This is a genomic window from Pseudomonas sp. GX19020 (assembly GCF_023371075.1).
Classification (GTDB): Bacteria; Pseudomonadota; Alphaproteobacteria; order Rhodobacterales; family Rhodobacteraceae; genus Pseudogemmobacter.
In genome coordinates this window covers 37,584-52,197 of record NZ_JAMCCR010000012.1, presented here as the reverse complement: position 1 = coordinate 52,197, position 14,614 = coordinate 37,584, and the positions used below count along the sequence as shown (strand labels likewise).

Sequence of the window (14,614 nt, the reverse complement as noted above, 5' to 3'; positions counted from 1 at the left end):
TACTATCATACTGTTTTAAATAATTTATTTAATGATATTTGAGATGCAAGTTCATGTGATCTGGCGAGCACATCGAAGAAGATAACAAAATCAGCTGCGTCCGGACTCGGTCAAACCGTTGCGAACCGCCTCAGGAACAAGTATCAAGTCTTGTCGGCCCCGTAGCTCAACTGGATAGAGCACGGACCTTCTAAGTCTGGGGTTGGGGGTTCAATTCCTCCCGGGGTCGCCATTTTATTTATAAATATCAATATCTTACGTCAGGGCTGTTGCATTATCCGCACCAAGCGAAGAGCAGCGCTGTGGTTCAGGTTGAGCTTCAAAAGTGTAACGTTCCGCGATCGAATTGCCTTCGCCTGCTGATCCGAGACCCAAAGATCCGCCCACATACTTACCCACAGCCATATCCACATTTTCGTTCGGCGCACCACAGGCGTCTGCTCCCAGCACCTTCTCTACAATGACCTAACTTGAAGGCTACTCTGCGCTCCTAGTTCGTTTGCGGGAGTCGGGAGGAGCACTGAAGTTCCCGATAAGCTCCTCTGGCCTAACGCCGTCGATGGCCGAATTAAAGAACCTAGACGGTGATACGCCGAGGGCATGGGCCAATGCGATCACTTCGATCACATCGAGCCTTCTCTGCCCGCGCTCTATGTAGCCAGGCGCGCCATCAGCAATCGCAATGGCCGAATAGAGCATAACCGCCGTCTTGCCGCTGCCTGTCGGGGCGGTCAGCGTGTAAACCATCTCTCTCCGAATGACGCCGTCGATTATGTACTCGGGCGCCACAAAATCGGCGACAAAGTCTGCAGCAGACTGGATCCGCCATTTCGGCACCTCTGGTAGTCCACCTGAATACTCCGCGTATGCACTGTCTGGCAGCGACGGCGGAAAGCGGTCTTCGTGATACGAATGCTGCCGCCCGTTTTCCCGGCGCTGGTTTTCTTGCCGGTATTCACCCACGGCGTCACGCCATGCATCTGTGTTGAACTGCTCACCGGCCACGAGTATCCCTCCCGCTCACATAAACGAGGAATGCCGCCTGATCCTTTGGGGGCATCGCGTTGTAGCAGGCGAGGGCATAGGCCTTGATCTCAAACAGCGAAGCCATCGCCGCCCAGTTGCGGGCCTCGTCCATGGCGTTCATCAGTGGCGGCACCGGGCGACCGGCGCGCATCTTCGCCAGAGCGTCGGACATGATCAGATCAGCATCGCCCGGATCGCACCGGCCGATTGCCTCACGCGGATCCGCGGCGAGCAGCACCCGCCGCCGGTCTTCGTCTGTCGTGTCAGGCATCTGTGGCGTTGATTTATCGAGGGGCATCAGCCACCCCGCGCGTGGTGCAGGCGATGGTGACGGCGGCACAGCCATGTGACGACGCCTGGCTTGGTATAGTCTGGATGGTGGGCCTCAGCCTTTTCGGCGCCGCACTCTTCACACGGACCCTTTGAAATGTGCCCAAGTCGAATTGCCGCCTGGACATAAAGGTGAGCCAAATAACACTCAGGATGCTACTTGCGCCACGCTTGCTGTCTGGTGATACTCATGTGCCATCACCTCACTCGCCAATTGTCGTAGCTGGGTGGCGGGCGGGCATGGTTTCAGACGAAATAGACCCATGATGAGCCACCAAGTCCGCATAACAGTTTGATACATTCGCATCCTTGGCTTCCAGCGCGACTTCACATGCCCATGGCTTGCGATGCCATCCTCCGGTTTTATCCGCGCAAGCGTCGCCTCATCCACCGATCTCGGGTTGAAGCTCGCGCGGGTGCCGACCGCCGGCTCCTTGACATAGTCGTCCTCCATTGCCTGGGGCAGGGCGTAGCTGTAGGCCACGTTCCGCAAAGACTGCGATTTCGCGCCGACCGTTTTCGCTGTGGCGGCCACCTCAAGTCACAGGATCGGCTTCAGCTCGGAAATAGCCTTGTAGCCGGCCGAGCTGCGATAGCGGTGGGCCTCGTCCATCAAGAGGACCAGATCATCCAGTTCGGACAGAGAGGCGAAGTAGCTTTCGCCGACATATTCCTGCAGGCGCTTGATCCGGGGCTGCGGTTGAGCTGATCTTCGAGGCATTGAAAATGGTGATGACCGCGCCTCCCGGCCAAAGAAACCGGTGCCGCGCACCGCGCGGCCTTCCTCGTAGTTCTCGGCGTTGACGATCGCCGCGGGGTTCCGGTGCGGATCAATCTCTGGGATCAGAACGCTGGGCATGCCTCCACCTGCGACCGCATATTGCGTAAAAGTGCGGAGGCGTGCGACGCCGGGGCCACGCCCCAGGCAGGATATCTCGCTGGCGCTGGCGAAAATAGGCCCGCTGGCGCTGGTAGATCAGGATTTGGGCCGGGCTTGGTGCCGCCGGACAGCTGGCCTTCGCGATGGCACGCGCGCTTGCGATGCGGCCGGGTGTTTTGCTGATCGACCCTCGGGGCTTGACCCTGCGGCGGCATTGGCGCTGGATCTGCTGGCGGGGTCGGATGATCGGCCAGCCTGGTTGCGGCGGCGCCACGGCAACGCTCGATGACCTGGGCCACCGATGGGCGACGGGCTGGTTCAGCCCGCCTGACATGCTTTGATGAGCCGGAACGAGGGGGCAGTTTACCCCCGCATTCCGGTGCCGTTCAGAGGTTTTCGGATTGCGGGAAACCGAGGATATGGAAGCCGCCATCGACATGGATCGTCTCGCCCGTCGTGGCGCGGCCGTAATCCGAGCACAGCCATACCGCGGTGCCGCCGATGGTTTCCAGCGTGGCATTCGCCCGTAAGGGCGCGTTTTCTTCGGTGTGGCGGAAGGTCGCCCGTGCGCCGCCGATCGCCGATCCGGCCAGCGTTTTCATCGGCCCGGGTGAGATCGCATTCACCCGCACGCCCTGCGGTCCGAGGTCATTTGCCAGATAGCGCGTCGCTGATTCGAGCGCGGCCTTGGCCACCCCCATCACATTGTAATTCGGCGCGATTCTGGTCGAGCCCTGGAAGGTCAGGGTGACAAGACTGCCACCGTCCGGCATCAGTTCGGCAGCGCGGCGGGCCACGTCGATAAAGCTGAAACACGAGATATTCATCGAATTGAGAAAATTCGCGCGGCTTGTATTGGTAAAGCGCCCGGTCAGCTCAGTCTTGTCGGAATAGGCGATGGCATGGACCACGAAATCCAGGCTGCCCCAGCGGTCTTTCAGCGTCGCGAAACAGGTGTCCAGCGAGGCCTCGTTGGTCACATCGACATCAACAAGGATATCCGACCCGACCGAAGCGGCAAGCGGCTGCAACCTCTTGCCAAATGCCTCGCCCTGATAGGAGAAAGCCAGCTCTGCCCCTTCGGCCGCCAGCGCCGAGGCAATGCCCCAGGCAATGGAACGGTCATTCGCAACCCCCATGACGAGGCCGCGTTTACCCTGCATCAGTCCGGCCATTGCCCGGTTCCCCCGCTTTATTCTTACCCGAGATATTTACTCATAACCAAAGTGGCATTGGTGCCGCCGAACCCGAAACTGTTCGACAATACACCGTCAATTTCGACATTCTCGCGAAGGCTGGTCACGATCTCGCCCGGCAGCAGCTCCGGGTCGGGGGTTTCGACATTGGCCGAAGCCGCGATGAACCCCTTGTTCATCATGATCAGCGAATAGATTGCCTCATGCACCCCGGTCGCGCCGAGCGAGTGGCCGGTCAGAGATTTGGTCGAGGCCACCGGCGGGGTTTTCCCCTCGCCAAAGACCCGGCGGATCGCCTTGATCTCGGTGATGTCACCGACGCCGGTCGAGGTGCCGTGGCTGTTGAGATAGTCGATCCGGCGGCCCTGGGGCAGTGTGGACAGCGCCAGTTTCATCGACCGCTCGCCGCCTTCACCCGAGGGCGCGACCATGTCATAGCCGTCCGAGGTGGCGCCGTAGCCGGTGACTTCGCCATAGATCTTTGCGCCACGCGCCAGCGCATGGTTCAGCTCTTCCAGCACAACAAGACCGCCGCCGCCTGCGATCACGAATCCATCGCGGTTCGCGTCATAGGTGCGCGAGGCGCGTTCCGGCGTGTCATTGTATTTCGACGACATCGCGCCCATCGCGTCGAAGAGGCAGGAAAGCGTCCAGTCGAGTTCCTCGCCGCCGCCGGCGAAGACGATATCCTGCTTGCCCATCTGGATCAGTTCGGCGCCATTGCCGATGCAATGTGCCGAGGTCGAGCAGGCCGAGGTGATCGAATAGTTCACGCCCTTGATTTTAAAGGGCGTCGCAAGGCAGGCCGAGGTCGTCGAGGACATGCCCTTGGTCACGCCGAACGGGCCGATCCGCTTGGGCGAGCCGGTTTCCGCGACGATGTTATGCGCCTTGAAGAACGATTTGGTCGAAGGGCCGCCCGATCCGACGATGATGCCGGTGCGTTCATTCGAGATATCGCTTTCCTCAAGGCCCGAATCTTTGATCGCCTGTTGCATGGCGATGAAATTATAGGCCGCACCATCACCCATGAAGCGCAGGTCGCGCTTGTCGATATGGTCCTCGAAGGTGATGTTCGGCTGGCCATGCACGCGCGAGCGGAAGCCGCGCTCGGCATAGTCAGAGGCGAAAACGATGCCGGATTTCCCGGCGCGCAGGCTGGCTTCGACCTCGGCCACATCATTGCCGATGGGAGAGACGATGCCGAGACCGGTGATGACGACGCGACGCATAGGGGTACAGTCCTTGCCTTGAGGTCAGGAGGCCGAGAGGGCCACCTTCATATCTTTCACGAGGTAGATGGTCTCGCCATCTGCTTCCACGCGCCCGTCTGCCACACCCATGGTCAGGCGGCGGGTCTGCACGGCCTTGGTGAAATCGACGAAATAGCGCAGCATCTTACGCTCGGGGCGCACCATGCCGGTGAGTTTGACCTCGCCCACGCCAAGCGCATAGCCGCGGCCTTCCCAGCCCCGCCAGCCGAGGTTAAAGCCAGTCAGCTGCCAGAGCCCGTCAAGGCCAAGACAGCCCGGCATGATCGGATTGCCGGGGAAATGGCAGGCGAAGAACCACAGGTCCGGCGTGATGTCGAATTCGGCAACGACATGGCCCTTGCCATGTTCGCCACCATCTTCCGAGATCTCGGTGATGCGGTCCATCATCAGCATCGGCGGCTCGGGCAGCTGGGCGTTGCCGGGGCCAAACAGCTCACCCCTTGCGCAGGCGAGCAGGTCATCCCGGTCGAATTTGTTCGGATAACGCCCCATAATCTCCCCGTTCTGTCTTTAGTTTCACAACTTTCCTCTAACAGAGGCGACAAACATAGGGCAAGGGTGCAGCGCTTGCGAGGGGCCGCAGGGCATTTTGGCGGTTTTCAATTGAATCCCCGGGCCGCAACACCTTATAATCCTTCCAGCAACGCCCGTATGACAGCCGGCGGTGTCGCGTCCGGCCGGTGCTGCCTCCCTGCATTTTACAGGAGCGAACGGCCCGGAGACGGAACGCGATGCCGTGATGCTGCGGCAAAAGGGCAGGAGCAGGATGGATATGGCACAGGCGAGCGAAGCTCACGATGTAAGGGCTCAGGCAGAGATCAGGGCTCAGGAAAGGGCCTCTGACTGGCTGCAACGCGGGGGCCTGCGCCCGACGCGGCAACGCCTTGCCCTGGCCAGCCTGCTGGTCGGCGATGGCGAGGACCGCCATGTCACGGCCGAAAGCCTCTTCGAGATGGCTGGCTGCGCGCAGGAGAAAGTCAGTCTTGCGACCGTCTACAACACCCTGCGTGCGTTTTGCGATGCCGGCCTCGTGAATGAGATCGTGGTCGATGGCGCCCGCAGCTATTTCGACACGCGGATCGACGATCACCCGCATTTCTACTGGGAAGACAGCGCAATCCTGACCGATGCGCCGAAGGAAGAGCTCGAGCTTGCCCGTATCCCCGAACCGCCCGCCGGCACCGAAATCAGCCGTGTCGACGTGGTGATCCGCCTGCGTCGCAAGTAACGGCATCTGCGCGCCCCGGGCGGCTGCGGAAGTGGGCGCCGGTCAGCCGCCGATCAGCGCGCCACGCGACTTCAGCGCATTCAGCCAGAACAAGCCCTGGGCCGTGCCGCGTGCCGGCCGGTATTCCGCGCTGATCCAGACATTTTCCAGCTCTGCCACCGCATCGCAGAGATCAGGCAGCGAAAAGCCGCCGCCGCCCGGCTCATTGCGGGCGGGAAAGCCCGCGATCTGCACATGGCGGATCCGGTCGCGATGATTGGCCCAGACGCTGGCCGCATCGCCATGCAGCTTTGCCGCATGCCAGATGTCGAATTGCAGCCCGATTTTCGGATTGGCGATATCATCGATGATCCGCGCCGCCTGGTCGAAATCATTGAGAAAGTAGCCTGGCATGTCGTCGGGGTTCAGGGGCTCCATCACGAGCGTCAGATCCGGCGCCTGTTCGGCGGCCCAGGAGAGATTGGCGGTAAACACCGCCTCGGCCTGCGGCCCGCGCGCGACACCGGCCATAACATGCACCGCAGGCACATTCAGCCGCGTTGCGTAATCGGCAGCATGGAGGAACCCGTCGCGAAAGGTCTGCTCATCGCCGGGCCTTGCGGCAAAGCCGCGATCTCCCGAGGCCCAGTCGCCAGGGGGGGTGTTGATCAGCACGAGTGGGATGTCGCCAAGCGCGCGCTCCCATTCAGCGACGGGGTGATCATAGGGGAACAGCACCTCGACCCCGTCAAAGCCGGTGCGCCGCGCCCAGTCGGGACGGTCCAGCATGGGAACCTCGGTGAAGAGATAAGTCAGATTGGCGGCAAATCGGGACATGTAGCGGTATCAGGCCAGTTCTGAGGATCTGATGACGGGAAAGAACTCCCCCGAAGACCAGAGGCCAAACCAGCTATCCCCGTCATAAGTCTCATGGCAACCGAAATCCACCATCCGGAGAAAGCTTTTCCGGTCAATCCGCGCCCAGAGCGCCGCCTCACCCTCACCCCGGATCAGGATATAGGGAGAGGGTTCGCCGGAAACGGAATCGCGTCTGACCTCCAGCGGATGGGTGCAGGAGGCCCGGGCCAGGTCCCCGGTCTTCGTGGTAAAGCACAGCACCTGGTCGCGCCCGGCGCCTTCCGCCTCGATATCAACGGCGAAAAGCGGCGCATCTTCGACGGTGATCCCGACCTTCTCGACCGGCGTGACAAGGTAATATCTGCCGTCCTCGCGCTTCAGTATCGACGAGAACAATCGCACCAGAGCCTCGCGCCCGATGGGGGTGCCCAGATAGAACCATGTGCCATCCCGCGCGATCCGCATGTCGAGATCGCCGCAAAAGGGCGGGTTCCACAGATGAACCGGCGGCAATCCGCCCTTCTTTGTGGCCGCTGTGGCCGCAGCCGCCAGGCCATCGGCCGAGGGCTGGTTGTTATTCTGATCCTGCATGGTCCTCACCGGGTTGCCCCTACAATGTCGGATGCCCGGGCCCGGATCGCAAGACCATGCCGCAAATGGCTGATTCAGGATGCCTCCGGCGGGGATATTTAAGGACAGATGAAATCACCTTCTCCTTTTCATCTGTCCTTAAATATCCCGGGGGAGCGCGCAGCGCGTGGGGGCAGCGCCCCCGGCGACAGCCGTCACAGGCGAAACATCGCGCGTCTGTCACGATCATTTGTGTCAAGTCGCCTTTTGGCATTTGTGGTCCGGCGGCGATTTCGGTCTAATGTCTCCGCTGAGACCGACGAGCAACACAGATGGAGCCTCTGAATGACCGCAGCCCCCGCAGGAGATGTCGCGCTGGTGACCGAGATCGAGGCTCTGGGTGCAAAGCTCGGCGAGGCACGTGCTTCGATCGAGCACCGCTTTATCGGACAGGAAAAGGTGGTGGAGCTGGTCCTTTCGGCCATGCTCTGCGGCGGTCATGCCTTGCTGGTCGGGCTGCCGGGGCTCGGGAAGACCCGCCTGGTCGACACGCTCGGCACCGTCATGGGGCTGAACGCCAACCGCATCCAGTTCACGCCCGATCTGATGCCGGCGGATATTCTCGGCTCCGAAGTGCTCGAGACCGCGACCGATGGCAGCCGCGCCTTCCGCTTCCTCGAAGGGCCGGTCTTCTGCCAGCTTCTGCTTGCTGATGAGATCAACCGGGCCAGCCCGCGAACGCAATCCGCGCTCTTGCAGGCGATGCAGGAGAAAGAGGTCACCATCGCCGGTCAGCACCGCCCGCTCGGCCGGCCGTTCCATGTGCTCGCGACCCAGAACCCGATTGAACAGGAGGGGACCTATCCGCTCCCCGAGGCGCAGCTGGACCGCTTCCTTGTCCAGGTCGATGTCGATTACCCGACCCGGGCTGTCGAGCGTGAGATCCTTCTGGCCACCACCGGTGCGAGCGAGGCCGATGCCACACAGGTTTTCGACACCGATCAGCTGATCCGGGCGCAATCGGTCATTCGCCGCATGCCGGTCGGGGATAAGGTGGTTGAGGCGATCCTTGATCTCGTGCGTGGCTGCCGTCCCGGGGAGCCCGAGGGGCGCGATCTGAAGGACAGCCTTGCCTGGGGGCCGGGGCCGCGTGCGGCGCAGGCCCTGATGCTGACCGTGCGGGCGCGGGCGCTTCTGAATGGCCGGCTCGCGCCGTCGATTGACGATGTGGCGGCTCTGGCCCAGGCCACGCTGACGCATCGGATGGCTTTGTCCTTCGCTGCCCGCGCGCGGGGCGAGACCCTGCCTGCGGTGATCTCGCGCACCACCACCCGTATCCTCGGGCTTGAGGCGGCTGCGTGAGCCCGACGCTGCAGAACGAGGCCCTTCAGAGCCGGGCGGAGGCGCTGGGCCAGTCGCTGCCGCCGCTGCTGGCTGAGGCCGAGATGCTGGCCGCCACCCTGATGCTGGGCGAGCATGGCCGCAGGCGCGCCGGATCCGGCGATGAGTTCTGGCAATATCGTGCCGCGTATCAGGGCGACCCGGCGCGGGCCATCGACTGGCGGCGCTCGGCGCGGTCTGACGGGCATTTCATCCGCGAACGTGAATGGCAGGCGGCGCAATCGGTGACGCTCTGGGTCGATCCGGCCAAAAGCATGGCCTTTTCCGGGGGCAGGGAGCGCCCCCCAAAGGGCGATCGCGCGCGTCTGCTGGCGCTGGCGCTGGCTGTGCTATTGCTGCGCGGCGGCGAACGGGTCGGGCTGGCGGGGCTGGCGCAGCCGCGTTCGGGTCGCAGCCAGATTGTGCGGCTCGCGGCGCGGCTGGCTGACGGACCCGAAGCCGGGGACTACGGCGCGCCTGAAACGGCAGGCATGGTCGGCCATGGTCGCGCGGTGTTCGTCTCGGATTTCCTCGGGCCCATCGAGCCGGTCGAGGCGGCGCTTTCCCGCGCGGCAGATCGCGGGGTGCGCGGCGCGCTGTGCCAGATCCTCGACCCGGCAGAAGAGGAATTCCCCTTTGATGGCCGCGTGATATTCGAATCGATGTCGGGATCCATGCGTCATGAAACGCAGCAGGCCGGCGAATTGCGCAGCCGCTATCTTGCCCGCCTGGCCGAGCGCAAGGACCGGTTGAGCGAGCTTGCCCGCGCGGTTGGCTGGCAGTTTTCCACATTCCATACCGGAGCCCCGGCGCAATCCGCGCTTTTGTGGCTCTATCGCGCGCTGGAGGGCGGGCGCTGATGTTCATGATTGGTCCGGTCGGGTTTCTGACGCCCTGGATTCTCTGGGGGCTCGCAGCGCTTCCGGTGTTGTGGTTTTTGCTGCGTGCGGTGCCGCCGGCTCCGATCCGTCGCCGGTTTCCGGGGGTCGCGCTGCTTCTGGGGTTGCAGGATGAGGATGCCGAGACCGATCGCACGCCCTGGTGGCTGCTTCTTCTCAGGATGCTGGCAATGGCGGCGGCAATCGTCGGCTTTGCCGGGCCGGTCCTGAACCCTGAACAAAAACAAAGCGGTACGGCGCCATTGCTGGTGGTGTTCGATGGCGGCTGGGCCGAGGCGCGCGACTGGGCGCGCCGGATCGAACGCGCAGGGCTTGTGCTGGACGAGGCCGGTCGCGACGGCCGCACGGTCGCGGTGATCCGCCTGACCGATGCGCCGCAGGAGGTGACCTTCCGCACTGCTGACGACTGGAAGGGCCGGCTTGCGGTGATGGAACCCTCGCCCTGGCTGCCGCAGGATCCGGACTCCTGGATCAGCCATTTCCCGGCCGGAAATTTCGACACATTGTGGCTTTCGGACGGGCTGGATCACGAAGGGCGCGCCATGCTGGCGGGATTGTTCGCCGATAAGGGGCAGCTGACGGTGCTGACCGGCGATGGCCCGGTGCTGGCGCTGCATCCGGCGGGCTTTGCCGAAGGGGCGGTGCTGCTTTCCGCCTCGCGGCTTGATGCGGGCGGCGCGGCCGAGATCGAGGTTACCGGGCGCGGCCCGGACCCTTCGGGGGTAGAGCGCGAACTGGCGCGGGCCACGATCAGCTTTGCCGCCGGTGAGCCCCGGGCCGAGGTGAAACTTGACCTGCCGCCCGAACTCAGAAACCGCGTCACGCGCTTCGAGATCGCGGGCCTCAGGTCTGCCGGTGCGGTGAGCCTGACCGATGACAGTCTCAAGCGGCGCAAGGTGGCGCTGATTACCGCTGGCCCCCAGGCCGAAGGGCTTCAGCTTTTGTCGCCTTTGCATTACCTGCGCCAGGCGCTTGCGCCGGTGGCTGATCTGATCGAGGCGCCTGTGACGACGGCGCTGCCCGCCAACCCCGATGCCGTGATCCTTGCCGATGTGGCGCGACTGACGGCAGGTGAGGAGGCGGCGCTGGTGGAATGGGTCGAAAAGGGCGGGTTGTTGTTGCGCTTTGCCGGCCCGCGCCTTGCGGCATCAGATGTGAGCCGTTTTGAGGAAGACCCGCTGATGCCGGTGCGGTTGCGCGAAGGGGGCCGCTCGCTTGGCGGCGCGATGAGCTGGGGCGATGCGAAAGAACTGGCGCCTTTCCCCGAGGACAGCCCCTTCTTCGGCCTCGCATTGCCCGGCGATGTCCAGGTGGCCGAGCAGGTTCTGGCCCAGCCCGATCCCGAACTGGCCGAACGCACCATCGCCGCACTGGATGATGGCACGCCGCTGGTCACGCGCAAATTCCTGGGCGACGGCCAGGTCGTGCTGGTGCATGTCACCGCCAATGCGGAATGGTCGACTTTGCCGCTGTCCGGGCTTTTCGTGCAGATGCTTGAGCGGCTGGCGATCTCGACCCGCCCGTCTTTGCCGGGCGCGCGCGAACTCGCCGGGCAGATCTGGGTGCCCGAGGTGATGCTGAACGCCTGGGGCGAGGAACGTGACGCGGGCGAGGTTGCAGGTGTGGCCGGCGATGATCTGGCGGTTGCGATGGTGGCAGGGCCTGGCCCTGCCCATCCGCCGGGGCTTTACGCCGGTGCCGACCGCCGTGTCGCCCTGAATGTCGTCAGCCCGGAGACGAGGCTGGTGGCGGCAGACTGGCCGGCTTCGGCGCGGGTCGAAGGTCTTGCGACCCCGCCCGAACAATCGCTCAAGGGCTGGCTTTTGTCGGCCGGGCTGGTGGTGCTGTTGGCCGATATCCTTGCCTCGCTCTGGCTGGGGGGGCGACTTGGCGGCTTGCGGCGCGGGGTTGCAGTTCTCGCGGTGGCGCTTTTGGCCGGGCTGAGCGCGCCACAGGCTCAGGCCCAGGACAGCGGCGAGACGCCTCCCGCACCGCCCGAGGCCGCGCAGTCTGCCGACAGCGCGCTGCCTGATATGCCGCAGCCCGGCGATGACTTCGCGATCCGCTCCACGTCGGGCGTCTCTCTGGCCTATGTGAAGACCGGCGATTCTCAGATCGATGAGACCTCGGAATTCGGCCTTGTCGGGCTTGGCGACCGGCTCTGGGAGCGCACCTCGATCGAGCCGGAATATCCGACCGGGATTGATCTTGAGGCTGATGAGCTTGCGTTCTTCCCCTTCCTTTACTGGCCGGTCACCGCAAATGCGCCGACGCCGTCGGACGCGGCCTATGCGAAACTGAACCAGTTTCTGCGCACCGGTGGCATGATCCTTTTCGACACGCGCGACGCCAATATCGCGGCTTTTGGTGGCGGCACACCGGAGGGCCAGGCGCTGCAACGGATCGCGGCCGGTCTGGATATCCCGGCGCTGGAGCCGGTGCCGGAAGACCATGTTCTGACCCGCACCTTCTATCTTTTGCAAAGCTTTCCCGGTCGCTGGGCCGAGGGCACGATCTGGGTCGAGGCGGCCCCCGCTGACGCCGGTCAGGAAGAGGGCGTGCCGTTTCGCAACCTCAATGACGGGGTGACGCCGGTGGTGATCGGCGGCAATGACTGGGCGGCGGCCTGGGCCACCGATGAAAACGGCGTGCCGCTTTTGCCGGTGGGCCGGGGGGCGGCGGGCGAACAACAGCGCGAGCTGGCCTGGCGGTTCGGCGTCAATCTGATCATGCATGTGCTGACCGGCAATTATAAATCCGACCAGGTCCATGTGCCTGCGCTCCTTGAAAGGCTGGGCCAATGAACGGCGCGATGACGGCGCATCTGGTATTCGATCCGCTGGTGCCCTGGCCGCTTCTGTGGGCGCTTGGGGGGGTGACGCTTCTGATGCTGGCGCTGGCGCTCTGGCGCGGGCTTCCGGGCTGGTTCCTGCGCGGGCTTGGGCTGGCTGCGCTTCTGGCGGCGCTGGCCGGGCCGGGGCTGCAAAGCGAGGACCGGCAGAACCTTTCCGATATCGTGATCGTTCTGGTCGATGACAGCGCGAGCCAGAGCCTTGGGGCGCGGGCCGACCAGACGCGGCGCGCGCTGACGCGGGTGGAAGCCCAGGTCGCGGCACTGGACAATACCGAGCTGCGGGTGAAACACATCACCGATGGCGCCGACAATACCGGGACCCTGGCGATGACCGCTATGTCGGCCGCCCTGGCCGAGGAACCCCGCGCCCGGGTGGCGGCGGTGATCCTGATCTCGGACGGGCGCGTGCATGACCTTGAGATGCGCCCCGATCTGCCCGCACCGTTCCATCTGCTGCTGACCGGCGAAGCGGCTGACTGGGACCGCCGCCTTGTGGTGCAGAATGCGCCGGCCTTCGCGATCATCGGCGAGGAATTCAAGCTGAAGCTCAGGGTCGAGGATCAGGGCCTTGTGCCGCCGGATGTGCCGCAATTCGCCGATCTGACCATCGCGGTCGATGCCGATGCGCCGCAGACCTATTCGGTGCCGGTGGGCGAAGATCTGGAACTGCCGGTGGTGCTGCCACATGGCGGGCTGAATGTGCTGCAATTCGCCATCGACCCGACCCCGGGCGAGCTGACCGAGCGCAACAATACCGCTGTGGTGCAGATCAATGGCGTGCGCGACCGGCTGCGCGTATTGCTTGTTTCGGGCGAGCCACATGCCGGGGAACGCGTCTGGCGCAATTTGCTGAAATCGGATGCGAGCGTCGATCTCGTGCATTTCACCATTCTGCGCCCGCCAGAGAAACAGGATGGCGTTCCGGTGGATGAGCTTTCGCTGATCGCCTTTCCGACGCGCGAGCTGTTTATTGAAAAGATTGATGAATTTGACCTGATCATCTTTGACCGCTACCGGATGCGCGGCATTCTACCGATGTCCTACATTGACAATGTCGTCCGTTATATCCGCGAGGGCGGCACGGTGCTGGTGGCCTCGGGGCCGGAATTCGGTGCGGTCGACAGCCTTTACCGCTCGCCCCTGGCCGAAGTGCTGCCGGTGGCGCCGACTGCTCAGGTTATCGAAGGCGGGTTCCGCCCGAAAATCACCGAACTCGGGCAGCGTCATCCGGTGACCGAAGGGCTCGACCGTTTTGCGCCTGAGGGAGAAAATGGCGAGCCGGGCTGGGGCCGCTGGTTCCGGGTGATGGAGGTCGAGAAACTTTCCGGCCAGACCGTGATGGAGGGACCGGATGGCGCGCCTTTGCTGGTGCTCGACAGGGTGGGTGAGGGGCGGATCGCGGTCCTGACCTCGGATCATGCCTGGCTCTGGGGCCGCGGTTATGAGGGCGGCGGGCCGCAGCTGGAACTGTTGCGTCGGCTGGCTCATTGGATGCTGAAAGAGCCGGATCTTGAAGAAGAGGCGCTGACGGCGACCGCCAAAGGCAATGAACTGACCATCACGCGGCGCACGGTGTCCGAGGATCCGCCAGGGCCGCTGATTGTCACCGCGCAGGACAGCGCAGAGGAGGGAGAGGCCGCGAATCCGGTGATCCTCGATATGATCCGGGTGGCACCGGGCAAGTATCAGGTGGTCTGGCAGGCGCCCGAGGCCGGGCTTTACCGGCTGGAACAGGGCGATCTGACACGGGTGATCGGCGTCGGCCCGGCCAGCCCGCGCGAATTCGTCGAGACCATTGCCTCGGGCGATGCGGTGGTTGCACCGAAGGTCTCCGGCGCGGCGGCCTATGGATCGGTGACCCGGCTGGAACCCGGACTGCCGGACCTGCGTCAGGTGGCCGAGGGACGGCCGGTGACGGGGCGCGGCTGGATCGGTATCACCCCGCGCGAGGCCTGGATGACCAATGAGGTGCGGCTGGCGGTCTTGCTGCCGGGCTGGGCCTGGCTTGTGCTGACCGCCGGGCTGGCCATCGCTGCCTGGCTGATTGAGGGCCGCCGTGGCGCGAAACGCTGAGGGGGGCGGGCTGCCAAATACCCTTTCCCCCTGTTTTTTGCCGGGGAGGTGGCGTCCCGTTTCCGGA

General features: G+C 63.9%; 14 protein-coding genes and 1 tRNA gene. 6 read left to right on the top strand and 9 right to left on the bottom strand.

What is annotated here, in order from left to right:
- Positions 1–155: 155 nt before the first annotated feature.
- Positions 156–232 (top strand) — tRNA-Arg (locus tag M3484_RS16760).
- Positions 233–477: 245 nt separating this feature from the next.
- On the opposite strand, the gene M3484_RS16755 is transcribed toward M3484_RS16760, so the two are convergent.
- The 7 genes from M3484_RS16755 to fabA all read right to left on the bottom strand — a co-directional run bounded on the left by M3484_RS16755 (position 478) and on the right by fabA (position 5,198).
- On the bottom strand, positions 478–1,005 hold the full coding sequence (locus M3484_RS16755) for an AAA family ATPase (protein WP_249498363.1): 528 nt from the start codon (positions 1,003–1,005) through the stop codon (positions 478–480).
- Complete coding sequence (locus M3484_RS16750; RefSeq protein ID WP_249498361.1) at positions 995–1,324, bottom strand: hypothetical protein; 330 nt, start codon at positions 1,322–1,324, stop codon at positions 995–997. The genes M3484_RS16755 and M3484_RS16750 overlap by 11 nt, the downstream gene beginning before the upstream one ends.
- Before the next feature lie 180 nt (positions 1,325–1,504).
- Entirely contained in the window at positions 1,505–1,891 is a 387-nt protein-coding gene (locus tag M3484_RS16745) for a hypothetical protein (RefSeq protein WP_249498359.1), read from the bottom strand.
- 6 nt (positions 1,892–1,897) lie between these two features.
- Positions 1,898–2,215 carry a hypothetical protein gene (locus tag M3484_RS16740; protein WP_249498357.1) on the bottom strand — a complete coding sequence of 106 codons (318 nt, stop codon included), beginning with the start codon at positions 2,213–2,215 and terminating at the stop codon, positions 1,898–1,900.
- A 407-nt stretch (positions 2,216–2,622) separates the two neighbouring features.
- Complete coding sequence (locus M3484_RS16735; RefSeq protein ID WP_092899000.1) at positions 2,623–3,411, bottom strand: enoyl-ACP reductase FabI; 789 nt, start codon at positions 3,409–3,411, stop codon at positions 2,623–2,625.
- A gap of 23 nt (positions 3,412–3,434) precedes the next feature.
- Entirely contained in the window at positions 3,435–4,664 is a 1,230-nt protein-coding gene (fabB, locus tag M3484_RS16730; protein WP_092898998.1) for a beta-ketoacyl-ACP synthase I, read from the bottom strand.
- 24 nt (positions 4,665–4,688) lie between these two features.
- Entirely contained in the window at positions 4,689–5,198 is a 510-nt protein-coding gene (gene fabA, locus M3484_RS16725) for a bifunctional 3-hydroxydecanoyl-ACP dehydratase/trans-2-decenoyl-ACP isomerase (protein WP_092898996.1), read from the bottom strand.
- A 280-nt stretch (positions 5,199–5,478) separates the two neighbouring features.
- Between fabA and irrA the strand changes: the two genes are divergently transcribed.
- Positions 5,479–5,934, top strand: a complete 456-nt coding sequence (gene irrA, locus M3484_RS16720) for an iron response transcriptional regulator IrrA (RefSeq protein ID WP_092901920.1) — start codon at positions 5,479–5,481, stop codon at positions 5,932–5,934.
- 42 nt (positions 5,935–5,976) lie between these two features.
- Here the strand turns inward: irrA and M3484_RS16715 are convergent, their stop codons facing one another.
- Positions 5,977–6,750, bottom strand: a complete 774-nt coding sequence (locus M3484_RS16715; RefSeq protein ID WP_249498355.1) for a hydroxypyruvate isomerase family protein — start codon at positions 6,748–6,750, stop codon at positions 5,977–5,979.
- Positions 6,751–6,759: 9 nt separating this feature from the next.
- Positions 6,760–7,362 (bottom strand): DUF1285 domain-containing protein, encoded by a 603-nt coding sequence (locus tag M3484_RS16710; RefSeq protein WP_249498347.1) that lies wholly within the window; start codon positions 7,360–7,362, stop codon positions 6,760–6,762.
- Between the two features lie 324 nt (positions 7,363–7,686).
- On the opposite strand from M3484_RS16710, the gene M3484_RS16705 reads away from it, so the two are divergent.
- From M3484_RS16705 to M3484_RS16690, 4 genes are read left to right on the top strand one after another with little or no spacing between them, the layout of a single operon-like run.
- Positions 7,687–8,703, top strand: coding sequence for an AAA family ATPase (locus M3484_RS16705; protein ID WP_249498330.1), 1,017 nt, complete (start codon positions 7,687–7,689; stop codon positions 8,701–8,703).
- Positions 8,700–9,581, top strand: a complete 882-nt coding sequence (locus M3484_RS16700; protein WP_249498328.1) for a DUF58 domain-containing protein — start codon at positions 8,700–8,702, stop codon at positions 9,579–9,581. The genes M3484_RS16705 and M3484_RS16700 overlap by 4 nt, the downstream gene beginning before the upstream one ends.
- The gene (locus tag M3484_RS16695) at positions 9,581–12,424 is read left to right on the top strand and encodes a DUF4159 domain-containing protein (RefSeq protein WP_249498326.1); all 2,844 of its coding nucleotides are present in this window, start codon (positions 9,581–9,583) and stop codon (positions 12,422–12,424) included. Before M3484_RS16700 ends, M3484_RS16695 begins: the two co-directional genes overlap by 1 nt.
- Positions 12,421–14,547 (top strand): hypothetical protein, encoded by a 2,127-nt coding sequence (locus M3484_RS16690; protein WP_249498324.1) that lies wholly within the window; start codon positions 12,421–12,423, stop codon positions 14,545–14,547. Before M3484_RS16695 ends, M3484_RS16690 begins: the two co-directional genes overlap by 4 nt.
- The last annotated feature ends 67 nt before the right edge of the window (positions 14,548–14,614 follow it).